Here is a 20,671-nt window from a genome sequence, read left to right on the forward strand (position 1 = left end):
GCGGGTGGTGGGGTGTCATGTCAGCGCCCAGGCCATGCCGTCGACGCTGTGCGCGAAGGGCGCGCCCTCGTGCATGTTCTGCTGCAGGAAGGCGCTCATCGCCGGCTGCAGCCGGATCGCCTCGTCGAGCGCCGGATCGCTGCCGGGCACGTAGACGCCCAGGCGCACCAGGTCGCGGCTCTTGCGGTAGCGCGAATAGATGGCGCGGAACTGCCGGGCCGCATCGAGGTGCGCGGGCGCGACCACGTTGTGCATCACGCGCGAGGCCGACTGCTCGATGTCGATGGCGGGGAAATGCGCCTCCTCGGCCAGCCCGCGCGACAGCACGATGTGGCCATCGAGGATGGCGCGCGCCGCGTCGGCGATCGGGTCCTGCTGGTCGTCGCCCTCGGACAGCACGGTGTAGAAGGCGGTGATCGAGCCCACGCCGTGCAGGCCGTTGCCGCTGCGCTCCACCAGCTGCGGCAGCTTGGCGAAGCACGAGGGCGGGTAGCCCTTGGTGGCCGGCGGCTCGCCGATGGCCAGCGCGATCTCGCGCTGCGCCATCGCGTAACGCGTGAGCGAGTCCATCAGCAGCAGCACATGCCGCCCCTGGTCGCGGAAATGCTCGGCGATCGCGGTCGCATAGGCCGCGCCCTGCATGCGCAGCAGCGGCGGCGCATCGGCCGGCGCGGCCACCACGACCGAGCGGGCACGGCCCTCCTCGCCCAGGATGTCCTCGATGAATTCCTTGACCTCGCGGCCGCGCTCGCCGATCAGGCCGACCACGATCACGTCGGCCTCGGTGTAGCGGGCCATCATGCCCAGCAGCACGCTCTTGCCCACGCCCGAGCCCGCGAACAGGCCGATGCGCTGGCCGCGGCCCACGGTGAGCAGCGCGTTGATGGCGCGCACGCCGGTGTCCAGCGGCTCGCGCACCGGGTCGCGGTCCATCGCGTTGATCGGCTGGCGGTCCAGCGGCTCGGCCGTCACGTCGTTCATCGGGCCCTGGTGGTCGAGCGGCCGGCCCTGTGGATCGACCACCCGGCCCAGCAGGCCCGGGCCCAGCGGCAGCCGCAGCGCGCCCATGCGCATCGAGACCTCGCGTTCGGGCTCGCCCAGGCGCGGCACCGGCACATAGGGCGCGGCCGGCGTCACGCTGGCGCCGCTCGACAGGCCGTGCACGTCGCCCGCGGGCATCAGGAAGGCGCGGTCGCTGGCGAAGCCCACCACCTCGGCCAGCACCGGCGGCTGCGCGCCCATGCGCACCAGGCACTGCGAGCCGACCGGCGAGCGGATGCCCGTGGCCTCGAGCACCAGGCCGGCCAGCCGCGTGAGCGTGCCCTGCACCTCCAGCCCGGGCGCCTGCTCGACGCGCGCACGCGCGTCGCCCATGAAGCGTTGCCAGGCGGCGCGTTCAGGCGGCATGCGGGCCGTCCTCCGGTGTGTCCTGCCACGGCATCGCCAGCCCCAGGCTCGCGACCGCGCGCGACCAGCGCGTGGCCACGCCGCCGTCGACCACCGCGCCCGCGGATTCGACGCGGCAGTCGCCGGGCGCCACCGAGGCGTCGGAGACCACGCGCATGGCCTGGCCCGCGAACTCGGCGCGCAGGTGCGCATCGAGCGCCTCGAAGTCGGCCGGCGCCAGGCGCACGCAGGCGCTCCTGCCGTCGGCACGCAGCAGTTCGATGGCCTCGCGCACCACGGGCTCCAGCGCCAGCGGCTGCGTCGCGAGTTCGTGGCGCAGCACCTGGCGCGCGAGCGCGCAGGCGATCTCCAGGGTGCCGCGCGCGATGTCCTGCTGCGCCTCGGCCAGGCCGGCCTCGGCCGCGGCCAGCAACGCGGCCAGGCGCTGCGCGGTGTCGTGGCCCTGGGTGGCGATGTAGGCCTCCATCTCGGCGCGCGCCTGCGCCAAGGCTTCGGCACGGCCGGCCGCATGGCCTTCGGCGAAGCCCTGGTCCTGCGCCTCCTGCAGCGCGGCCGGGTCGGCGATGCCGCCCTGCGGCTCGCCCGTGGGGCCGACGGTGGCGAACTGCCAGCGCGAGAAGCCGGCGATGTCCTCGCTGGGGATGAAGGTGCCGCGCATCGCCTGCCTTCCTTAGACGAAGCCGCCGTCGGCGCCGCCGCCCAGCACGATCTGGCCCTCGTCGGCCAGGCGTCGCACCGCCTTGAGGATTTCCTTCTGCTGCGCCTCGACCTCCGACAAGCGCAGCGGGCCGCGCGATTCGAGGTCTTCGCGCAGGGCCTCGGCCGCGCGCGAGGACATGTTGGCCAGGAACTTGTCGCGCAGCGCCGGGGCCGCGCCCTTGAGCGCGACGATCAGCGTCTCGGACGCCACTTCCTTCAGCACCAGCTGCAGCGACTTGTTGTCCAGCTTCATCACGTCGTCGAAGACGAACATCAGGTCGGCGATTTGCTGCGCCAGCTCGGGGTCGTGCACGCGGATCGCGTCGATGGCCTGGGTGTCGATGCCCGCGCCCAGCATGTTGATCATGCCGGCGGCGGTCTTGGCGCCGCCCAGCGAGGCCTTGCGGATCTTGGCGCCGCCCTGCAGCACACGGAACATCACCTCGTTGAGGTCTTCCAGCGCCGCGGGCTGGATGCCCTCGAGCGTGGCCACGCGCAGCAGCACCTCGGCGCGCTGCGATTCGGGCAGCTGCACCAGGATGGCCGAGGCGTGCTCGGGCTCGAGGTGCACCAGGATGGCGGCGACGATCTGCGGATGCTCGACCTTCAGCACCTCGGCCACCGAGGGCGCGTCCATCCACTTGAGGTTCTCGATGCCGCTCAGGTCGGGCGCCTGCAGGATGCGGTCGACCAGGATGGTGGCCTTCTCGTCGCCCAGCGCGCGCTGCATGATCGAGCGTACGTAGTCACCGGTGTCGGCCGCGAACAGGCTCTGGCCCGCGGTCGCGGCGATGAAGCGGTCGGCCACCTCGCCCAGCCGTTCGCGCGAGACGGCGCGTGTCTTGGCGATGGTCTCGCCGATCTTCTGCACCTCGCGCGGCGAGAGATGGCGCAGCACCTGGCCGGCCTCCTCTTCACCGAGCGACATCAGCAGGATCGCCGCGTCGTGGAGTCCTTGCTCGTCCATGGCCACGGGTCAGGCTCCCGCGGCGGCATCGCCGTTGACCCAGCTCTTGACGATGTTGGCCACCGCCACCGGGTTCTGCCGCGCCATCTGGCGCGCGCCTTCCAGCCGCGCCTGCTCGGGCACTTCCTGCGAGGGCGAGGGCAGCGCCTGTGCCGCTTCGGGGGAGGCGAGCGCGGGCCGCAGCGGCGTCTCGGCCACCATCGCGTTGAGCTGCGCGCCGGGCAGCGGCACCAGCGCGGGCGCCACCGGCGCCGCAACCGCGATCGCCTTGATCCCCGGGCGCACCAGGCCGAAGAGCACGATCAGGCCGATCACCGCCAGGCCCACGGGCCAGGCGAAGCTGCGCACCAGATCCAGCACCTCGGGCCGCTTCCACAGCGGCAGGTCGACCGGCGTGTTCGCATCGACCAGGAAGGGCGTGTTCATCAGGTTGACCGAGTCGCCGCGTTCCTTGTTGAAGCCGATGGTCTCGCGGATCAGTGCGGTCATCTGCTCGATCTGCTGCGGCGTCAATGCGGTGGCGCTGGCCTTGCCCTGCGCGTCGGCGATGCTCTGGTAGTTGACCACCACCGCGGCGCTCAGGCGGCGGATCTGGCCGGTCGCGCCGCGCACGGTCTTCACCGTCTTGTCGACCTCGTAGTTGATGATCGACTCGCGCTTGCCCGGCGCCTTGGACGCATCGGCGGGCGCGGCGGCCGCGGTGCCGGTCGGGGCCAGCGGCGCGGCCGCGCCGTTGATCGGCGCCGACGGCGGCGCGGGCGGCTGGTTGGAGGTCGCGCCGGGCACGCCGGTGGCCGCCGCCGCGCCGGCCGCCGCGGCGCCATGGCTCTCGACGGTCTGCTGGCTGCGCACCGCGCTGGCGTCGGCCGCGAGGTTGGGCCGGTGTTCTTCCGAGGTGGCTTCGGTCTGCGAGAAATCGACGTCGGCCGTGACCTGCGCCTTCACGTTCTGGCGCCCGACCACCGGCTCGAGGATGTCGAGGATGCGGCGCGTGTACTGCTGCTCGAGCTGCTGCACATAGGCCAGCTGCTGGCCGTCGACCGCGCCCGCCGCGCCGCCGGGGCCGTCGCCCGTGTTCGACAGCAGCTTGCCGCTGTCGTCGAGCACGCTGACCGCGCCGGGGCTGAGTTCGGGCACGCTGGAGGCCACCAGGTGCACGATGCCCGCGATCTGGCTGCGCTCGAGCACGCGGCCCGGGTAGAGGCTCAGCAGCACCGAGGCCGAGGGCTTCTGCTGCTCGCGGAAGAAACCGTTCTGGTTGGGCAGCGCCAGGTGCACGCGCGCGCTCTGCACCGAGCCCAGGGCCTGGATCGAGCGCGTCAGCTCGCCCTCGAGGCCGCGCTGGAAGCTCAGCTTCTCCTGGAACTGCGTCATGCCGAAGCGGTTGTTCTCCATCAGCTCGAAGCCCGCCACCGAGCCCTTGGGCAGGCCCTGCGAGGCCAGGCGCAGGCGCACGTCGTGCACCTTGTCGGAGGGCACCATCACCGCGCCGCCGCCTTCGGAATACTTGTAGGGCACGTTCATGGTCGCGAGCTGCGCGACCACCGCGCCGCCGTCCTTGTCGCTCAGGTTGGCGTAGAGCACTCGCCAATCGGGCTGGCGGCCCAGCACGATCGCGGCGATGGCGATGGCCACCAGCACCACCGCCCCCACGGCCAGGCGCATGCGCTGGCGGCGATCGAGCGCGGCGAGCCGGCCGGCCCAGGGTGCGGGCGGTGCGGAGAGAGCGGCGGCAGGAAGTTCGGCGACAGCGGACATGGGCTCGATCGGTAGGCGACAGGCGGAAGCCCGGTGGCTTCCCGCTGCCGATTATTCGGGCCACCCCCCGAAACATAAGGCCGATAAAGCGCTGCTTTCCCACCCATTTCCCGGCGATCGCCCGCGCCGTGCCGCCCTAGCATTCAGCCCATGGACCTCCGCCTCTCTCCCGTCACCGCCCCGATCACCGCCCGCCCGGCCGGCCCGGCCCGCGCCGCGCAGTCCCCGCAGGACAGCGGCTTCGCCGGTGCGCTGTCGGGCGCGCTCAACGCCGTCAGCGCCTCGCAGAACGAGGCCACGCGGCTGCAGCGCGAGGTGCAGATGGAGAACCCGGCCGTGAGCCTGGAGGAGACCATGGTCGCGATCCAGAAGGCCCAGATCGGCTTCCAGGCCACGCTGCATGTGCGCAACCGGATGGTGCAGGCTTACTCCGACATCATGAACATGCAAGTCTGACCCCCCCGAAGCGCCTTCGGCGCCTCCCCCCCAGGGGGGCGACACCGACGGCCCGGCAGAGCCGAAGCACTTGGCTCTCCCCCGAGGCTCGCGCACTGCGTGTCGCTTCGCCTTCCCCCTTCCGGGGGCGACACCAGCAGCCCGGCGAAGCCGGTTCTGCGGTGTCTCACGAACAGAGGGCGCTGGAAGCGCTGCTGGAAACGACAAGGGCGCCTCGTGGCGCCCTTTGTCGTTGGCTGCTGGGTCCTTGCTCAGTGGATGACCTGCAGCTTGCCGTCCAGCAGCTGGTCGAACTGCGACAGCCAGGGTTCGGCCAGGGTGCGGATCTCGGCGTCGTGGCGCAGGATGCGTTGCATCACGCGCATCTTCTCGGCGCGGTCTTCGCGGGGGAGTTCTTCGGTGCGGGCCTTGAAGCGCAGCTGCTCGATCAGCACCGCACAGACGCCTTCGCAGCGCACGACCGCATCCCAGTCCTCGCGGCGCGCGGCCTCGAGCATCTGGCGGCTCGCCTCCTCGATGGCCGTGTAGTAGTTGAGCAAGCGGTCCTGCATGACAAAAGACTCCGTGCGAAGCTGCACCCGGATCATGCCGGCTGGACGCTGCGCAGACGACCCATTTCCTTCCAACCCTCGGCGACCGGCGTGACAAGGCGCACGACTTCGGCCAATGCCTCGCCGTCGTTGCGCAGGTTGGCCTGGGTCAGGCGCTCGATGCAGTAGTCGTACAGCGCACGCAGCTGGCGGGCCAGTTCGCCGCCGCGCGCCATGTCCAGGCCGCCCTTGAGGCCTTCCTCGAGCAGGCGCACCGCGCGCTGGATCTGCTCGCCCTTGAGCGCCACCTCGCCGCGCGTCAGCGCGCCGCGTGCCGCGTTGACGGCCTGCAGCAGGCCGTCGAACACCAGCACGATGAGCTGATGCGCGTCGGCACCGTCGACGCTGGATTGGGCGCCGACCGTCTTGTAGGCCGAGGCTGCGCGGAGGTGGGGAGGGGTGTACATGACGAGGTGTCCTTTGCGGTTCTTGTCTTTGTTATCGGCATCGGGCGAGGAAAATCAACGGCCTTTTGTCTTTTCCCGCCTTTCAGCCGGTGGACTTGTTCCATTGCGCGATCTGCTGCGCCACGTAGGTGTTGAGCGCGGTCATCTTGCTCATCTGGGTGTCGAGCGCGGTGTACTGCTTGCGCAGCCGCGTCTCGGTCAGGCTCAGCCGGTCGCTCACGCGCTCCTGGTCCTTGGTGTTGGCCTTCTTCAGCAGGTCGAGCGCCTCGGTCTTGCCGGTCAGCACGCCGTCGGCGCCGATGGCGGCCTGCGTGAAGGCCGCGAGGCGCGTGGCGAAGCCGGTGGCGGCGGGGTCGGCACCGGCTTCGGCGGCGAAGAACTGCTTCAGGGCGTCGGGGTTCTTGAGCGCCTTGTCGAGCCTGGCGGTATCGACCGCGAGGTTGCCCGCGCCGTCGCGCGCGATGGACACGCCCGCGTCCGACAGGTACTGCAGCGCGCCGCTGCCCGAGGGCGCGCCGACCAGGCTGCGCAGCGCGGCCTGCAGGCCGGTGGTGGTGGCATCGCCCTGGAGCAGCGCGGCGGTCTTGGTCGTCGCGTCGTACTTGGTGGCGCTGTTGAGCATCTGGTTCATCGCGTTGTACGCGGTGACGAAGGTGTTGATCGCGGTGCGCATGCCGCTGGTGTCGCTGGTGGCCGTGATCTCCACCGGCCCGGTCGTGACCTGCGACAGCGTGAGCGTCAGGCCCGGCAGGGTTTCGTCCAGCGTGTTGCTGGCCGACTCGATTTCGACACCGTTGATCGCGGCCCTGGCGTTCTGGCCGTACTGGATGGGGTTGGCCGCCATGCCGGCGCCGGCAGCCGGGTTGTCGAAGACGAGCCCGTCGAGGCCGGCGCTGTCGCCGCTGGCCGTCACGCGGAAGCCCGCGGCCTCGCCGGTGACGCTGGAACGCATCATGAGCCGGTCGCCCGAGATGTCCTTGAGCACGGTCGCGGTCACGCCGGCACCGGCCTTGTTGATCTTGGAGGCGATGTCGGCCATCGTGTCGGTGGCGGCGATCTCGACCGCCACCGTGGCGGCCGCGCCCTGCGTGAAGGCCGGCGTGGCGCCCTCGCTCCAGGTGCCGACCGAGAAGCTCAGCGTGCCGCTGCCCACGGTCGCGCCATTGGCCACCGGCGCCGAGGAGATCGATTGCGTGCGCGCCAGCTTCGACACCGTCACGCTGAACGAGCTCACCGACGCGTTGGTGCCGTTGGCCACCGTGGCCGACACGGCCGCGGCATTGCTGGAGCTGACCGTCTTGGCGGTCCAGGTCGAGGCCTTCGACAAGGCCGTCACCGCGTCGGACAGCGTCGAGAGCTGAGACTTCACCGAACCGAAGGCCGAGATCTTGCTGTCGATCGTGCTGGCCTTGGTCTGCAGCGAGGTCAGCGGCTTCTTCTCGAGCGCCATCAGGTCCGTGATGATCTTCTCGACATCGAGCCCGCTGCCCAGGCCTGTCGACGTGATGGATGCCATTGGTTTTCTCCGTGTACGCGCCAAGCGAAAAGGCGGCGAACGGAATTGTCCGTTCGCCGCCCTGGAGTGAAGCGCTCAGGAAGCCCGCGAAGAGCCCCCTGTTCACGCCTTATCGGCGATCGATCAGCGCAGCAGCGACATCACGGTCTGCGGCAGCTGGTTGGCCTGGGCCACCATCGCGGTGCCGGCCTGCTGCAGGATCTGCGAGCGCGACAGGTTGGCGGTTTCGGCCGCGAAGTCGGCGTCCTGGATGCGGCTGCGCGAGGCGGTCAGGTTTTCCGCCGTGGTCGCGAGGTTCGACACCACCGATTCGAAGCGGTTCTGGATGGCACCCAGGTCGGCGCGCGAGGAGTTGATCGACTTGAGCGCGGCGTCCATGGCCAGCAGCGCGTTGTCGGCGCCGGCCTGGGTCGAGATGTCCACGCCGCCGATGCCGGTCTGGGCCGTGCCGGCCACCACGGTGGCCGCGCCGTTGGTGGTGCCGGCGGTCACGCCGCCGATGTTGACCAGGTTGGAGATCGTCAGCGTCGCGTCGGTCGAGGTGATCTTGCCGTCGGCGGCCATCGAGACGTTGGCCAGTGCGCTGGGGTTGGCTGCCTTGGCGGCATCGAAGTAGGTCTTGAGCGCGGTGGCGGCGCCGGCGGCATCGGCCTGGCCCGGTGCGGCGATGTTCACACCATTGATCGACATCGAGAACGAGCTGCCGGGCACGGTGGCGGTGGCCGAAGCGGTGGTCTGCGTGTAGGTCGTCGTGGCGCCCGAGGTCCAGCTGCCGAGGCTGGCGGTGGTCGAGTTGGCGATGCCGGCGATGGAGATGGTCTCGCCCTGGTTCGCGCCGACCTGGAAGGTCTGGGCGGTGAAGCTGCCGTCCAGCAGCTTGGTGCCGTTGAACGAGGTCTGCGTCGCCACGCGGTCGATTTCGCTCTTGAGCTGGATCACTTCCTTCTGCAGCGCGGCGCGGTCGTCGGTCGAGTTCGTGGCGTTGCGCGATTGCACCGCCAGTTCGCGGATGCGCTGCAGGTTGTTGCCGATGGTGCTGAGCGCGCCTTCAGCGGTCTGCGCCAGCGAGATGCCGTCGTTGGCGTTGCGGCCGGCCTGGGTCAGGCCCTTGATCTGCGCGGTCATGCGTTCCGAGATGGCAAGGCCGGCGGCATCGTCCTTGGCGCTGTTGATGCGCAGGCCCGAGGATAGGCGCTGCATCGAGGTGGCCAGCGAGTTCTGGCTGCTCATCAGGTTGCGCTGGGCGTTGAGGGAGCTGAGGTTGGTGTTGATGATCGAAGCCATGATGGAAACTCCTGAAGAAGAAGAACGTTGAGTTGCGGCATCGCTGCCAATGCCAGTCGATGACACTGGCCGCCGGTCGAACCGCGTTGTGTGGCCCGATGGGTGGTTTTCGGGTGCTTGAGGCCCGCGCTTGAGGCTTTTATTTTTTGCATCGCACCCTCAAGAAATCCGCGGAGCGGCATCGAGGGCACCGAAAGCCCCCCGCCCGGTGCCCGGCGGTGGTCGTTGGCGGTGCGCAACAACTCGCCGAGGGGCTGTAACAAAGCCACGAAAAACAGCGTGGCACCGCCCAGACCGCCGCACAACCGCCCTGCGGGACGGCCGCGCCAGTGGGAAAATAATGAATACCTAGGATTACGTTCGCTTTTTTACCGGCCGAAGAAAAGTAGTTCTTTAGCGTTTAAAAGAGGGAAATGGATACTTCCGATGTAGGAATTTGCCCTGCAAAGCTGTCAGCGAAAAAACATCTGTTTACAGAAATTTACCTATTAAAGATTTTGTTACTCCCTCCAGAATCGAGCCCATCGAATGACTGGGCCCCGGGCCTGAAAAGGGATGCAGATGACGAGCGAACAGATGCTGGCGGAAATCAAGGAAGCCAACCTCACCTACCTGATGCTGGCGCAGAACCTGATCCGGCAGGACAAGGCCCAGGCCCTGTTCCGGCTCGGCATCTCGGAAGAATCCGCCGAGCTGATCGAGATGCTGTCGCCGGCGCAGGTCATGAAGCTGGCCTCCGACACCATGCTGCTGTGCCGTTTCCGCGCCGGCGACGACATGGTGTGGAACCTGCTCACCAACCAGACCGTGGCCACGCGCACGGTCAACGAATCGACCACGCGGCTGCACGCCAGCATCCTGATGTCGAGCCGCTTCGCCGAGACGGCGTTCTGAAGAAATCCGGGAACAAGACGCCGCGCACATGGCCACGCAAAAGAGCATTCGCAACGAGTCGCGCCAGATCGAGCGCGCCGTCAGCCTGATCGAGATGGGCGCCCGCCTGCAGGTGCTGGAAAGCGAGACCGAGCTTTCCTACGAACGCCTGCTGCGCCTCTACAAGGAAGTCGCGGGCAAGTCGCCGTCGAAGGGCCAGCTGCCCTTCTCGACCGACTGGTTCCTGACCTGGCAGCCGAACATCCATGCCTCGCTGTTCCAGAACATCTACACGCACCTGATGAAGACCAGCCCGCTCGAGCCCATCGACGCGCTGATCAAGGCCTTCCAGCTCTACACCGAGCAGATCCAGACCTGCGGGCTCGAGCCGCAGCTGTCGATCACGCGCGCCTGGCGCCTGGTGCGCTTCATGGAGAACAAGATGCTCGCGATGACGCCCTGCTCCAAGTGCGGCGGCCACTTCGTGACCGAGCCCTACGAGAACACGCGCCACTTCGTGTGCGGCCTGTGCGAGCCGCCGGCGCGCGCCGGCAAGGGTGCCGCCGCCAGCGCGCCGCTTCAGTGAGGCGCCGCTAAGAAAGGAATAAGGGCCCTTCGAGGGCCCTTATTCATGGACCGTCCACCCGCTTCCCCAGGCCCAATGGGGGCCATTGAATCCCAGACCGCGCCATGTTCGTCATCATCGGTTACCTCGTCGCCCTCGGCTGCATCTTCGGTGGATACATCATCCACGGGGGCAACATCGACGTGGTGCTGCACGCCCTGCCGATCGAGCTGATGGTGATCGGCGGCGGCGCCCTCGGCGCCTTCGTGGTGAACAACCAGCCCAAGGTGCTCAAGGGCACGCTGAAGATGCTGCCGCATGCCTTCAAGGGTTCGAAGTACACCAAGGCGCGCTACCTCGAGCTGATGGCGCTGCTCTACGACATCCTGCAGAAGGCGCGCAAGGACGGCCTGATGTCGATCGAGAAGGACGTCGAGTCGCCGGCCGAATCGCCGCTGTTCCAGAAGTACCCGAAGCTGGGCAGCGACCACCACATCGTCGAGTTCATGACCGACTACCTGCGCATGATGGTGTCGGGCAACCTCAACGCGCACGAGATCGAGTCGCTGATGGAAAGCGAGATCGAAACCCACCACGCCGAATCGCATGCGCCGGTGGCCGCCATCGCGCGCCTGGCCGGCGGCCTGCCGGCCTTCGGCATCGTGGCGGCCGTGCTGGGCGTGGTCAACACCATGGGCTCGGTGGGCCAGCCGCCCGCGGTGCTGGGCGCGATGATCGGCTCGGCGCTGGTCGGCACCTTCCTGGGCATCCTGCTGGCCTACGGCATCGTCGAGCCGCTGGGCGGCCTGCTCGAGCAGAAGGCCGAGGACGGCACCAAGGAACTGCAGTGCATCAAGAGCACGCTGCTCGCGAGCATGCAGGGCTACAACCCGACGACCGCGATCGAGTTCGGGCGCAAGGTGCTGTTCACGACGGAGCGCCCCAGCTTCACCGAGCTGGAAACGTACGTCAAAAAGAAGTGATGACCTGACATGGCGACGTCGCAAGGCAGCAAGAAGCTGCAGCCCATCATCATCAAGCGGGTCAAGAAGGTCTCGCACGGCCACCATGGCGGCGCCTGGAAGATCGCGTACGCGGACTTCGTGACCGCGATGATGGCCTTCTTCCTGCTGATGTGGCTGCTGGGCTCGACGGCCAAGGGCGACCTGCAGGGCATCGCCTCGTACTTCCATTCGCCGCTCAAGGTCGAGATGGCCGGCGGCCCGGGTTCGGGCAGCAGTTCGAGCATCGTGACCGGCGGCGGCAAGGACCTGACGCGCACCAACGGCCAGGTCAAGCAGTCGGACGCGCCGGGCAAGCAGACCTCCACCCTGGCGCAGGACAGCCAGAAGATCGAGCAGGCGCGCCAGGACGCGCGCCGCATGACGGCGCTGCGCGCCAAGATCGAGGCGCTGATCGAGGCCAACCCCAAGCTGCGCGACTACCGCTCGCAGATCCGGCTGCAGGTCACGGTCGACGGGCTGGAGATCCAGATCGTCGACGAGCAGAACCGGCCGATGTTCGACAGCGGCAGCGCGCTGGTGAAGCCCTACATGCGCGACATCCTCCACGCGATCGGCACCGCGCTCAACGGCATCGAGAACCGCGTGAGCCTGGCCGGCCACACCGACGCCGCCCCCTACGGCAACGGCGACCGCGGCTACGGCAACTGGGAGCTCTCGGCCGACCGCGCCAACGCCTCGCGGCGCGAGCTGGTGGGCGCGGGCATGCCCGACGACAAGCTGGTGCGCGTGGTGGGCCTCGCGGCCAGCGACCTGCTCGACAAGGACAACAAGCTCGCGCCCATCAACCGCCGCATCAGCGTGACGGTGCTCACGCGCGAGGCCGAGTCGCGGCTGTTCGGCGGCGGGCGCATCGAAGGCAACGACGCGGTGAAGGCGATCCAGGAACAGATCGCACGCGACGCGAAGACGCCCGCGGCGCAGTGAAACACGCCGCTTTCCCCCGCCTTATCGCGCTTTAGATTCCGCCTGCGCTGCGGACAATCCCTGGCAACGCACGACGCACCGCCATGGAATCCAGCAGCCAGGACCGCCAACTCCCCGCCACCCAGCGCAAGCTGGACCAGGCGCGCAAAGACGGCCAGGCCGCGCGCTCGCGCGACCTCTCGCACCTGGCGGTGGTGGGCACCGGCGCGGTGGCCCTGCTGCTGCTGGCGCCCACGGGCTTCGAGCAGCTGCGCGCGGCGCTGGCGCTGGCGCTGGTGTTCGACCACGCGACGCTGACCGAGCCCGGCGCGATGCTCCAGCGCCTGGGCAGCTTCGCCGGCCTGGGCCTGCTGCTGTGCACCGCCTTCGCGGCCATCGTGGTCACGGCCGCGGTGGTGAGCGCGATCGCCGCGGGCGGCTGGGTGGCCAGCACCAAATCGATCACGCCGGACTTCAACCGGCTGAACCCGCTCTCGGGCCTGTCCAACCTGTTCACCAAGCAGCAGCTGTTCAACGTCGCCAAGCTGGTGTTCCTCTCGGCGCTGATGGCCTTCGTGGGCTGGCTGTTCATCAGCCACTCGCTCGACACCATCGCGCGGCTGGTGCTGCAGCCCTCGCCCTCGGCGCTGCGCGCGCTGGGCGACTGGCTGGTCTCGGGCCTGAGCCTGGTGCTGCTGGTGGTGTTCGCGACCGCGGTGGTCGACGTGCCGCTGCAGGCCTTCTTCCACCGCGCCAAGCTCAAGATGTCGCACCAGGAGATCAAGCAGGAGCACAAGGAATCCGACGGCGACCCGCACACCAAGGGCCGCCAGCGCAGCACCGCGCGCGAGATCTCGCAGCGCGCCAGCATCACGGCCGTGCCGCGCGCCGACTTCATCCTGATGAACCCGACCCACTTCGCGGTGGCGCTGCGCTACGACGAGGCGACGATGAGCGCGCCGCAGGTGATCTCCAAGGGCGCCGACGTGCTGGCCATGAAGATCCGCGAGATCGCCAACGAACACAAGATTCCGGTGGTGCAGTCGCCCATGCTGGCGCGTGCGCTGTACGCGCATGCCGAGATCGACCAGGCCATTCCGGCCAGCCTTTTCACCGCGGTGGCGCAGGTGCTGGCCTATGTCTACCGCCTCAAGGCCGCGCTGCGCGGTGAAGGCCCGATGCCCAAGGCCGTGCCCGACCCCGAGGTGCCGCCCGAACTCGATCCGCTGAACAAGAAGAAGCCCGCCCCATGACCCCGACCCTCGCCTCCGCCCGCCACTGGCTGGGCACGAACGGCGGCATGTTCCAGCGCGCCGCCGCACCGCTGCTGGTGATCGCGATCCTGGCGCTGATGGTGCTGCCGATTCCGCCCTGGCTGCTCGACGGCTTCTTCACGCTCAACATCGCGGTCGCGCTGATGGTGATGATGGTCGCGGCCTACATGGTGCGGCCGCTGGACTTCGCGGCCTTCCCCAGCGTGCTGCTGCTGACCACCCTGATGCGGCTGTCGCTCAACGTGGCCTCCACCCGCGTGGTGCTGCTCGAGGGCCACACCGGCCCGGGCGCGGCCGGCGCGGTGATCGAGGCCTTCGGCCACTTCCTGATCGGCGGCAACTTCGCGGTCGGCCTGATCGTGTTCGCGATCCTGGTGGTGATCAACTTCGTGGTCGTGACCAAGGGCTCGGAGCGCATCGCCGAGGTGTCGGCCCGCTTCACGCTCGATGCGATGCCCGGCAAGCAGATGGCGGTCGATGCCGACCTCAACTCGGGCAACATCGACGAGAAGGAAGCCCGCCGCCGGCGCGCCGAAGTGGCGGAGGAAGCCAACTTCTTCGGCTCGATGGACGGCGCCTCGAAGTTCGTGCGCGGCGACGCCATCGCCGGCATCCTGATCCTGGTCATCAGCATCGTGGGCGGCTTCGCCATCGGCGTGCTGCAGCACGGCCTGTCGCCGGGCAAGGCGGCCGACACCTACGTGCTGCTGGCGGTGGGCGACGCGCTGGTGGCGCAGATCCCCGGCCTGCTGATCTCGGTGGCCGCGGCGATGGTGATCTCGCGCGTGGGCCGCGAGGAAGACGTGGGCAAGCAGATCGTGCAGCAGCTGCTGACCTCGCCGCGCGTGCTGGGCCTGACGGCCGGCATCCTCGGCCTGCTGGGCATCGTGCCGGGCATGCCGCACGTGGTGTTCCTGGGCATGGCCGCACTGCTGGGCTACGGTGCCTGGAGCATCCACCGCCGGCCCGCGCCGGTCGAGGCCGCGACGGTCCACGCGGCGCCCGCGCCCGATGCCGAAGCCACCTGGGACGACCTGCAGCCGGTCGACCTGCTGGGCCTGGAGCTGGGCTACCGCCTGATCGCGCTGGTCGACAAGAACCGCCAGGGCGACCTGCTCACGCGCATCAAGGGCGTGCGCCGCAAGTTCGCGCAGGAGGTGGGCTTCCTGCCGCCGGCGGTGCACGTGCGCGACAACCTCGAGCTCAAGCCCAGCGGCTACCGCGTGACATTGCGCGGCGTGGTGGTGGCCGAGGGCGAGGCCTTTCCGGGCATGTACCTGGCGATCAATCCGGGCGGCCTGACCACGCCGCTGATCGGCACGCCCACCACCGACCCGGCCTTCGGCCTGCCGGCGCACTGGATCGAGGAACGCCAGAAGGAAGCCGCACAAATGGGCGGTTTCACGGTCGTTGATTCGGAGACCGTGATGGCGACCCACCTGTCACATTTGATGCAGGTGCAGGCCGCGCGCTTGCTGAGCCGCACCGAGACCCAACAACTGGTGGAACACGTGAGCAAGCTGGCGCCCAAACTGATCGAGGAAGTCGTGCCCAAGCTGGTGCCGATCGCCACCTTCCAGAAGGTGCTGCAGCTGCTGCTGGACGAATCCGTGAACATCCGCGACATCCGCACCATCGTCGAGACGCTGGCCGAGCATGCGGGCAGCACCACCGACCCGCAGGAGCTCGCGCGCCGCGTGCGCACCGCGCTGGCACCGGCCATCGTGCAGCAGATCTACGGCCCGGTGAAGGAGCTCGACGTGATCGCGATCGAGCCCGGCTTCGAGCGGCTCCTGATGCAGGCCCTGGGCAATGCGCAGGCGCCCTCGCTCGATCCGGGCGTGGCCGAAGTCTTCACGCGCACCGCGGCCGAGGTGGCGCTCAAGCAGGAAGAGAAAGGCGTGCCCGCCTGCCTGCTGGTGCCCGACGCGATCCGCAGCACCATCGCGCGCCTGGTCAAGCGCGCGGCGCCGCGGCTGCAGGTGCTGGCGCACAGCGAGATCCCTGAAACCCACACGATCCGCATCGGCCCGATCCTGCGCGGCGCCGGCGCATGAGCGCCATGAACACCGCGCCCGAGCGCACCGACACGCAAGCTTTGCAGACCGCTGGCGCCGCAGAGCGCCGCACGGAGGACCTTTCCATGAGCCGCATGAACATCCAGCGTTTCCACGCCCCGACCGCCCGCGAGGCCCTGGCCCTGGCGCGCGCCGCCTTCGGCGACGCGACGCTGATCCTGTCGAACCGCCAGGTGCCGACCGGCGTCGAGGTGATGGCCGCGACCGAAGAGGCGCTGGCACCGCTGGAGACGGCGCCCGAGGCGCCGGTGGCCGAAGCCGCGGCCCCGCCCGAGGCCGCGCCCGCGCCGGTCGTGGAAGACGGCGTGCAGGCCGATGTCGAACAGCTGGCGATGAGCACGCTGTCCTTCCAGGACTATGTGCGCGAGCGCATGCTGCGCCGCCAGCACGGCCAGCCGGCGCCGGCCGCCGTGCCGCGCGAAGACAAGCCCTTGCCCGCGCCGCGTGCCGCCATCGCCGCACCGGTGGCCGTGGCCGCGCCGGCGCCGATCGAGGTGCCCGCCGCGCCGGTCGCGGCTCAGGCGGCCCCCGACACCTCGCGCGCCGTGCTCGACGAACTCGACGGCCTCAAGCGGCTGATGGAAGAGCGCTTCAACACGCTGGCCTGGCTGGGCCAGGCGCGGCAGGACCCGATCCATTCGAACCTGATGCTCAAGCTGGTGCGCGCGGGCTACTCGCCCACCCTGGCGCGCACGGTGCTCGAGCCCATCCCTTGCGGCATCGACGTCGGCGACACGGTGCGCGCGGTGATGGACGCGCTGCAGCGCATGCTGCCCATCGTGGCCGATGCACCGACGATTCCCGAGGAAGGCGGCGTGTTCGCGCTGATCGGCGCCACCGGCGTCGGCAAGACCACCACCATCGCCAAGCTGGCCGCGCAGTGCGCGCGCCAGCACGGCACGGCCAGCGTCGGCCTGATCACGCTCGACACGCACCGCGCCGGCGCGCACGAGCAGCTGCGCGCCTACGGCCGCGGCCTGGGCGTGGTGGCGCACCTCGCGCACGACCGCCCCGCGCTGCAGGAGATGCTGGACCTGCTGTCGGGCAAGCGCCTGGTGCTGATCGACACCGCCGGCATCTCGCCGCGCGACCTGCGCCGCCGCGAGCTGCTGGACCTGCTGGACCTGCCCGCGATCCAGCGCGTGCTGGTGCTCAACGCCGGCGCGCACGGCGACACGCTGGACGACATCGCGACCGCCTTCAAGCCGGGCGGCACGCAGCAGGCGGTGCTGACCAAGATCGACGAAGCCTCCAAGCTGGGCCCGGCGCTCGACGTGCTGATCCGCCACCAGTTCCAGCTGCGCGGCGTGGGCGACGGCCAGCGCATTCCCGAGGACTGGCAGGCGCCCGACGCCGAGGCGCTGGTGCGCAGCTCGATGCGCGCGGCGCAGCGCTCGCCCTTCGACCCGCGCACCGCCGACATGGACTTCTTCTTCTCGCCTGCCGCATGCGCCGTCTGAGGCCCGCGGCCCGGAGCTGAAACGACCATGCATGCAGCCACTTTTTCTGCACAGATGTACACACCACGCGGCCATCTCGACCGGGATGCGCTGATCAAGCAATACGTGCCGCTGGTGCAGCGGCTGGCGCATCACATGATCGCCAAGCTGCCGCCCAACGTGGAGGTCGACGATCTGATCCAGGTCGGCATGATCGGCCTGGCCGATGCGCTGTCGCGCTACGAGGCCAGCCAGGGCGTGCAGTTCGAGACCTTCGCCACCCAGCGCATCCGCGGCGCGATGCTCGACGAGCTGCGCGAGGGCGACTGGCTCTCACGCGGCTCGCGCAAGAGCCAGAAGGACATCGAGAAGGCGGTGCACCGGCTCGAGCACCGGCTGGGCCGCGCGCCGGCCGAGTCCGAGATCGCGGCCGAACTCAAGATGCCGCTGGCCGATTACCAGTCGCTGCTGGGGCGGGTGCGCGGCACGCAGCTGGTGTACCTGGAGGACATGGGCGGCGGCACCGACGGCGACGACGAAGGCTTTCTCGAGCGCCACGCCAACGTGGCCGACGCCGAGGCCGATCCGCTGAGCCTGCTCAAGGACCAGCGCCTGCGCGCCGCGCTGGTGGCGGCCATCGAGGCCTTGCCCGAGCGCGAGCGCTTCATCATGGGCATGTACTACGAGCAGGACATGAACCTCAAGGAGATCGCGGCGGTGCTGGGCGTGACCGAATCGCGCGTGTGCCAGCTGCACAGCCAGTCCATCGCACGGCTGCGCGCCAAGATGCGATCCCACTGAAAACATGGGGGCGAGGCCCTCGGACGACGATCGGAAGATCGTCGCTGCGTTCAGTGGCCCAGTGCCATGCCTCGCGCGTTGGGCATCGAATAGGTGGGGCTCGGCGCCGGACGCACCAGCGAAGCCAGCAAACGGTCGACCGACGCGCTGCGGCGCGCCAGGCCCTCGCGCTGCAGCGCCAGGCGGCGGGCCACGGCCTCGATGCGGCCGCGGAAGCCGGCGTCGAAGGCCTCGGCCGAGAGCGCGGCCTGCAGCGCGCCCGAGAAGGCGATCGCCGCGCGGCGCACGCCGGCGCAGAGCTCGCCCATGCGCGAAGGATCGCTGTCGAGCAGCGCGGCATCGACGGCGTCGAGCTGCTGTTCGACGTCGCTCAGCAGCAGTTCCACGGATTCACGGGTGTCGGGCATGCTCAGCTCCGGGTGCGGCTCAGGACTTCCTGGGCATTGGCCAGGAGCTTGTCGGCGATGGCACCGGGGTTCACGGTGAAGCTGCCGTTGGCGATGGCCGCCTTGACGGCCGCCACCTTGGCTTCGTCGATCCCGCTGCCGGCGGAGGTCACTTCCAGCGAACGCGCGGCGGCCGACACGGTGACGGGCACGCCCGCGCCGGTGGCGCCCTGGGTGCCCACGCCTGCGGCCGAGCGCTCGGGCCGGGCGGCGCCGAGGGCGGCTGCCGCCAGCGCGGCATCGTTCAGTGGATTGATCTTCATCGCTGACTCCAGTGACCCCATTCGGCGGGGTCGTTCCATGGGTTTCGGCGGGGCGGATGGAAACTTGAATTCTTTTTGCGGCGGTCTTTTGTAAAGATGGCCCCTACATGGCCAGCCGCACGGTGCGCGTGTCCAGCACCACGCCCTGCGTGATCCGGCCATTCTCCATGCGAACGCGCACCGGCTGCCCGACCACGCCCGCGGCCAGCGCCTGGGCGTCGGAACTGATCTCGAAGCCCGGCCCCTGCGCCACCACCCGCACCTGGGAGCCGGCCTGGAAGGCCTGCGCGGCCTTGACCATCGACTGGCGGATCGGCTGGCCCGCGACCAGCGCGCGGCTGGCGACCGTGCCGACCCACTGGGCCGGATCGGCCACCACGGGCGAGAGCTCGGCGGCCCAGTCGACCTCCTCCTCGACCGCATCGGCCTCGGTCAGCACGGCGCCGGCCAGCACGTTGTCGCGCAGCACCCAGGCCGGACCGAAGGCCTTGACGGTCAGCGGCAGGAACACGTTCCAGCGGCCGCCGCCCTCGACGCAGCGCAGGCCCAACCGGCCGCGGCCCCAGAGCCGCACGCCCACCGGCACATAGGGCTCGACGCGCGAGCAGGGCGCGAGCCGCAAGCGCGAATCGAGCGAGCCAATGCTCACTTCCATGCGCAGCGGCGCGGGGTTGCCGGCCTGCGCCTTGGCAACCGCCTCGTCCAGCCAGTGCTGGGTGCTGGCCACGAACTCGGGGCCGACGACGGCGCCGTCCGAGGGCGCCTGCTGGGCCGCGGCGGGCAGCGCGATGCACAGCGTAGCCGCCAGCAGGCCGCACTGCACGCGCGCGCGCAGCGAGGAAATGGAAGGCGAGGACAAAGGCATGGAAGGGCTCCCGGCACAGCCGTTGATGTGGAAGGCGACGGACAGGCGACCACGGATCGAAGTGCAGGCAACTGTAGGCAGAGCGGCCCCGGACTAAGCCGGGAACAGGCCGCGAATCCCCCCTTTTCTCGGCCCTTCCCGCACCGCCCGGGCTTTCACAATTTCCGCACGGCCCGGATCGGGCCCTTTGCGATGGCGAGGACCACTACATGCTGGACAAACTGACGAACACGCTGGACTTCCATTCGAAGGCCCTGGTGCTGCGCGCCGAACGCCAGCGCGCCATCGCCGGCAACATCGCCAACGCCGACACGCCCGGCTACGCGGCGCGCGACTTCGCCTTCGCGGATGCGCTCAAGGACGCCACCGGCCCTTCGGCCGGCGTGGCCGGCCCGGCCCTGGCCAGCGGCCGCAGCGACGCGCGCCACATCCCGCTGGGCGCCAACCCGGGCAGCAGCGCCTCGCTCGGCGGCAGCAGCCTGCCGCGCGACTACGCGGTGCAGACCCAGCCCACGATGGACGGCAACAGCGTGGACCTCGACCGCGAACGCGCCGCCTTCGCCGACAACGCGGTGCGCTACGAAGCCACGCTGCGCTTCATCAACGGCCACGGCAAGACCATGCTGGCGGCCATCCAGGGTCAATGACCATGTCGATGTTCTCCATCTTCGGGATTTCGGGCAGCGCGGTGAGCGCGCAATCGCAGCGCCTCAACGTGGTGGCCAGCAACCTGGCCAACGCCGATGCGGTGGCCGGCCCCGACGGCCAGCCCTACAAGGCGCGCCAGGTGGTGTTCCAGACCGTGGCCATGGGCGCGGACAACGCCCCCGGCGTGCGCGTCGACGCGATCACCGAGAACCAGGCGCCCGGCCGCAAGGTGCACGACCCGGTCAATCCGATGGCCGATGCCCAGGGCTACGTGACGCACTCCAACGTGAACGCGGTGGAGGAGATGGTCAACATGATCTCCGCCTCGCGCTCGTACCAGAACAACGTCGAAGTCATGAACACGGCGAAGACGCTGCTGCTCAAGACGCTGCAGATCGGCCAGTGAA

Annotated in this window: 22 protein-coding genes; 11 read left to right on the forward strand and 11 right to left on the reverse strand. The window is 69.5% G+C overall.

What is annotated here, in order from left to right; translation table 11 throughout:
- Window positions 1-15 precede the first annotated feature (15 nt).
- Genes fliI through fliF form a run of 4 tightly spaced genes read right to left on the reverse strand, consistent with a single transcriptional unit; the run spans window position 16 to window position 4,831 of the window.
- Entirely contained in the window at window positions 16-1,407 is a 1,392-nt protein-coding gene (gene fliI / locus QTI20_RS24215) for a flagellar protein export ATPase FliI (RefSeq protein WP_286553714.1), read from the reverse strand.
- Window positions 1,397-2,065, reverse strand: a complete 669-nt coding sequence (locus QTI20_RS24220) for a FliH/SctL family protein (protein WP_286553712.1) — start codon at window positions 2,063-2,065, stop codon at window positions 1,397-1,399. The genes fliI and QTI20_RS24220 overlap by 11 nt, the downstream gene beginning before the upstream one ends.
- Window positions 2,066-2,077: 12 nt before the next feature.
- A complete protein-coding gene (fliG, locus tag QTI20_RS24225; RefSeq protein WP_286553710.1) occupies window positions 2,078-3,073 on the reverse strand; it encodes a flagellar motor switch protein FliG in 996 nt (331 codons plus the stop codon).
- 9 nt (window positions 3,074-3,082) lie between these two features.
- Window positions 3,083-4,831, reverse strand: coding sequence for a flagellar basal-body MS-ring/collar protein FliF (fliF, locus tag QTI20_RS24230; protein WP_286553708.1), 1,749 nt, complete (start codon window positions 4,829-4,831; stop codon window positions 3,083-3,085).
- 150 nt (window positions 4,832-4,981) lie between these two features.
- Between fliF and fliE the strand changes: the two genes are divergently transcribed.
- Window positions 4,982-5,287, forward strand: a complete 306-nt coding sequence (gene fliE, locus QTI20_RS24235) for a flagellar hook-basal body complex protein FliE (RefSeq protein WP_183028347.1) — start codon at window positions 4,982-4,984, stop codon at window positions 5,285-5,287.
- 251 nt (window positions 5,288-5,538) lie between these two features.
- Here fliE and QTI20_RS24240 read toward each other — a convergent pair whose 3' ends face one another.
- From QTI20_RS24240 to QTI20_RS24255, 4 genes are all read right to left on the reverse strand, one after another.
- Window positions 5,539-5,838 carry a flagellar protein FliT gene (locus QTI20_RS24240; RefSeq protein ID WP_183028346.1) on the reverse strand — a complete coding sequence of 100 codons (300 nt, stop codon included), beginning with the start codon at window positions 5,836-5,838 and terminating at the stop codon, window positions 5,539-5,541.
- A gap of 32 nt (window positions 5,839-5,870) precedes the next feature.
- On the reverse strand, window positions 5,871-6,284 hold the full coding sequence (fliS, locus tag QTI20_RS24245; protein WP_286553705.1) for a flagellar export chaperone FliS: 414 nt from the start codon (window positions 6,282-6,284) through the stop codon (window positions 5,871-5,873).
- Window positions 6,285-6,366: 82 nt separating this feature from the next.
- The gene (gene fliD, locus QTI20_RS24250; protein ID WP_286553702.1) at window positions 6,367-7,800 is read right to left on the reverse strand and encodes a flagellar filament capping protein FliD; all 1,434 of its coding nucleotides are present in this window, start codon (window positions 7,798-7,800) and stop codon (window positions 6,367-6,369) included.
- Between the two features lie 123 nt (window positions 7,801-7,923).
- Window positions 7,924-9,084 carry a flagellin gene (locus QTI20_RS24255; protein WP_286553701.1) on the reverse strand — a complete coding sequence of 387 codons (1,161 nt, stop codon included), beginning with the start codon at window positions 9,082-9,084 and terminating at the stop codon, window positions 7,924-7,926.
- 561 nt (window positions 9,085-9,645) lie between these two features.
- Between QTI20_RS24255 and flhD the strand changes: the two genes are divergently transcribed.
- The 8 genes from flhD to QTI20_RS24295 all read left to right on the forward strand — a co-directional run bounded on the left by flhD (window position 9,646) and on the right by QTI20_RS24295 (window position 18,042).
- Window positions 9,646-9,978 carry a flagellar transcriptional regulator FlhD gene (gene flhD / locus QTI20_RS24260; protein ID WP_183028342.1) on the forward strand — a complete coding sequence of 111 codons (333 nt, stop codon included), beginning with the start codon at window positions 9,646-9,648 and terminating at the stop codon, window positions 9,976-9,978.
- A 28-nt stretch (window positions 9,979-10,006) separates the two neighbouring features.
- The gene (gene flhC / locus QTI20_RS24265; protein ID WP_286553699.1) at window positions 10,007-10,543 is read left to right on the forward strand and encodes a flagellar transcriptional regulator FlhC; all 537 of its coding nucleotides are present in this window, start codon (window positions 10,007-10,009) and stop codon (window positions 10,541-10,543) included.
- 104 nt (window positions 10,544-10,647) lie between these two features.
- Window positions 10,648-11,505: a flagellar motor stator protein MotA gene (gene motA / locus QTI20_RS24270; RefSeq protein WP_286553697.1), complete on the forward strand. Its 858-nt coding sequence runs from the start codon at window positions 10,648-10,650 to the stop codon at window positions 11,503-11,505.
- Window positions 11,506-11,514: 9 nt separating this feature from the next.
- Window positions 11,515-12,471 carry a flagellar motor protein MotB gene (motB, locus tag QTI20_RS24275; RefSeq protein WP_286553695.1) on the forward strand — a complete coding sequence of 319 codons (957 nt, stop codon included), beginning with the start codon at window positions 11,515-11,517 and terminating at the stop codon, window positions 12,469-12,471.
- 83 nt (window positions 12,472-12,554) lie between these two features.
- Window positions 12,555-13,703: an EscU/YscU/HrcU family type III secretion system export apparatus switch protein gene (locus QTI20_RS24280; RefSeq protein ID WP_286553693.1), complete on the forward strand. Its 1,149-nt coding sequence runs from the start codon at window positions 12,555-12,557 to the stop codon at window positions 13,701-13,703.
- Window positions 13,700-15,781 carry a flagellar biosynthesis protein FlhA gene (gene flhA / locus QTI20_RS24285; protein ID WP_286553690.1) on the forward strand — a complete coding sequence of 694 codons (2,082 nt, stop codon included), beginning with the start codon at window positions 13,700-13,702 and terminating at the stop codon, window positions 15,779-15,781. The genes QTI20_RS24280 and flhA overlap by 4 nt, the downstream gene beginning before the upstream one ends.
- A 95-nt stretch (window positions 15,782-15,876) precedes the next feature.
- Entirely contained in the window at window positions 15,877-17,262 is a 1,386-nt protein-coding gene (flhF, locus tag QTI20_RS24290) for a flagellar biosynthesis GTPase FlhF (RefSeq protein WP_286554806.1), read from the forward strand.
- 54 nt (window positions 17,263-17,316) lie between these two features.
- A complete protein-coding gene (locus QTI20_RS24295; protein ID WP_286553688.1) occupies window positions 17,317-18,042 on the forward strand; it encodes an RNA polymerase sigma factor FliA in 726 nt (241 codons plus the stop codon).
- Between the two features lie 50 nt (window positions 18,043-18,092).
- Here QTI20_RS24295 and QTI20_RS24300 read toward each other — a convergent pair whose 3' ends face one another.
- The 3 genes from QTI20_RS24300 to flgA form a co-directional block, all read right to left on the reverse strand.
- The gene (locus tag QTI20_RS24300) at window positions 18,093-18,449 is read right to left on the reverse strand and encodes a hypothetical protein (protein ID WP_286553686.1); all 357 of its coding nucleotides are present in this window, start codon (window positions 18,447-18,449) and stop codon (window positions 18,093-18,095) included.
- Window positions 18,450-18,451: 2 nt separating this feature from the next.
- Complete coding sequence (flgM, locus tag QTI20_RS24305) at window positions 18,452-18,751, reverse strand: flagellar biosynthesis anti-sigma factor FlgM (protein WP_286553684.1); 300 nt, start codon at window positions 18,749-18,751, stop codon at window positions 18,452-18,454.
- Window positions 18,752-18,854: 103 nt separating this feature from the next.
- Window positions 18,855-19,616: a flagellar basal body P-ring formation chaperone FlgA gene (flgA, locus tag QTI20_RS24310; protein WP_286553682.1), complete on the reverse strand. Its 762-nt coding sequence runs from the start codon at window positions 19,614-19,616 to the stop codon at window positions 18,855-18,857.
- Window positions 19,617-19,825: 209 nt separating this feature from the next.
- Between flgA and flgB the strand changes: the two genes are divergently transcribed.
- Both flgB and flgC read left to right on the forward strand, forming a co-directional pair.
- Window positions 19,826-20,263, forward strand: a complete 438-nt coding sequence (flgB, locus tag QTI20_RS24315; RefSeq protein WP_286553681.1) for a flagellar basal body rod protein FlgB — start codon at window positions 19,826-19,828, stop codon at window positions 20,261-20,263.
- Window positions 20,264-20,265: 2 nt separating this feature from the next.
- Window positions 20,266-20,670, forward strand: coding sequence for a flagellar basal body rod protein FlgC (gene flgC, locus QTI20_RS24320; RefSeq protein WP_219211236.1), 405 nt, complete (start codon window positions 20,266-20,268; stop codon window positions 20,668-20,670).
- Window position 20,671: the final 1 nt, after the last annotated feature.

Origin of the sequence: Variovorax sp. J2P1-31 (genome assembly GCF_030317215.1) — a bacterium.
GTDB lineage: Bacteria > Pseudomonadota > Gammaproteobacteria > Burkholderiales > Burkholderiaceae_C > Variovorax.

Coding starts and splice junctions, on each gene's coding strand:
- flhA (WP_286553690.1), top strand. CDS start 13,700: ATGACCCCGACCCTCGCCTCCGCCCGCCACTGGCTGGGCACGAACGGC.
- flhD (WP_183028342.1), top strand. CDS start 9,646: ATGACGAGCGAACAGATGCTGGCGGAAATCAAGGAAGCCAACCTCACC.
- flhC (WP_286553699.1), top strand. CDS start 10,007: ATGGCCACGCAAAAGAGCATTCGCAACGAGTCGCGCCAGATCGAGCGC.
- fliS (WP_286553705.1), bottom strand. CDS start 6,284: ATGTACACCCCTCCCCACCTCCGCGCAGCCTCGGCCTACAAGACGGTC.
- motA (WP_286553697.1), top strand. CDS start 10,648: ATGTTCGTCATCATCGGTTACCTCGTCGCCCTCGGCTGCATCTTCGGT.
- flgA (WP_286553682.1), bottom strand. CDS start 19,616: ATGCCTTTGTCCTCGCCTTCCATTTCCTCGCTGCGCGCGCGCGTGCAG.
- QTI20_RS24240 (WP_183028346.1), bottom strand. CDS start 5,838: ATGCAGGACCGCTTGCTCAACTACTACACGGCCATCGAGGAGGCGAGC.
- flgC (WP_219211236.1), top strand. CDS start 20,266: ATGTCGATGTTCTCCATCTTCGGGATTTCGGGCAGCGCGGTGAGCGCG.
- fliI (WP_286553714.1), bottom strand. CDS start 1,407: ATGCCGCCTGAACGCGCCGCCTGGCAACGCTTCATGGGCGACGCGCGT.
- QTI20_RS24280 (WP_286553693.1), top strand. CDS start 12,555: ATGGAATCCAGCAGCCAGGACCGCCAACTCCCCGCCACCCAGCGCAAG.
- fliD (WP_286553702.1), bottom strand. CDS start 7,800: ATGGCATCCATCACGTCGACAGGCCTGGGCAGCGGGCTCGATGTCGAG.
- flgM (WP_286553684.1), bottom strand. CDS start 18,751: ATGAAGATCAATCCACTGAACGATGCCGCGCTGGCGGCAGCCGCCCTC.
- motB (WP_286553695.1), top strand. CDS start 11,515: ATGGCGACGTCGCAAGGCAGCAAGAAGCTGCAGCCCATCATCATCAAG.
- fliF (WP_286553708.1), bottom strand. CDS start 4,831: ATGTCCGCTGTCGCCGAACTTCCTGCCGCCGCTCTCTCCGCACCGCCC.
- QTI20_RS24220 (WP_286553712.1), bottom strand. CDS start 2,065: ATGCGCGGCACCTTCATCCCCAGCGAGGACATCGCCGGCTTCTCGCGC.
- flhF (WP_286554806.1), top strand. CDS start 15,877: ATGAACATCCAGCGTTTCCACGCCCCGACCGCCCGCGAGGCCCTGGCC.
- QTI20_RS24300 (WP_286553686.1), bottom strand. CDS start 18,449: ATGCCCGACACCCGTGAATCCGTGGAACTGCTGCTGAGCGACGTCGAA.
- QTI20_RS24255 (WP_286553701.1), bottom strand. CDS start 9,084: ATGGCTTCGATCATCAACACCAACCTCAGCTCCCTCAACGCCCAGCGC.
- QTI20_RS24295 (WP_286553688.1), top strand. CDS start 17,317: ATGTACACACCACGCGGCCATCTCGACCGGGATGCGCTGATCAAGCAA.
- fliE (WP_183028347.1), top strand. CDS start 4,982: ATGGACCTCCGCCTCTCTCCCGTCACCGCCCCGATCACCGCCCGCCCG.
- fliG (WP_286553710.1), bottom strand. CDS start 3,073: ATGGACGAGCAAGGACTCCACGACGCGGCGATCCTGCTGATGTCGCTC.
- flgB (WP_286553681.1), top strand. CDS start 19,826: ATGCTGGACAAACTGACGAACACGCTGGACTTCCATTCGAAGGCCCTG.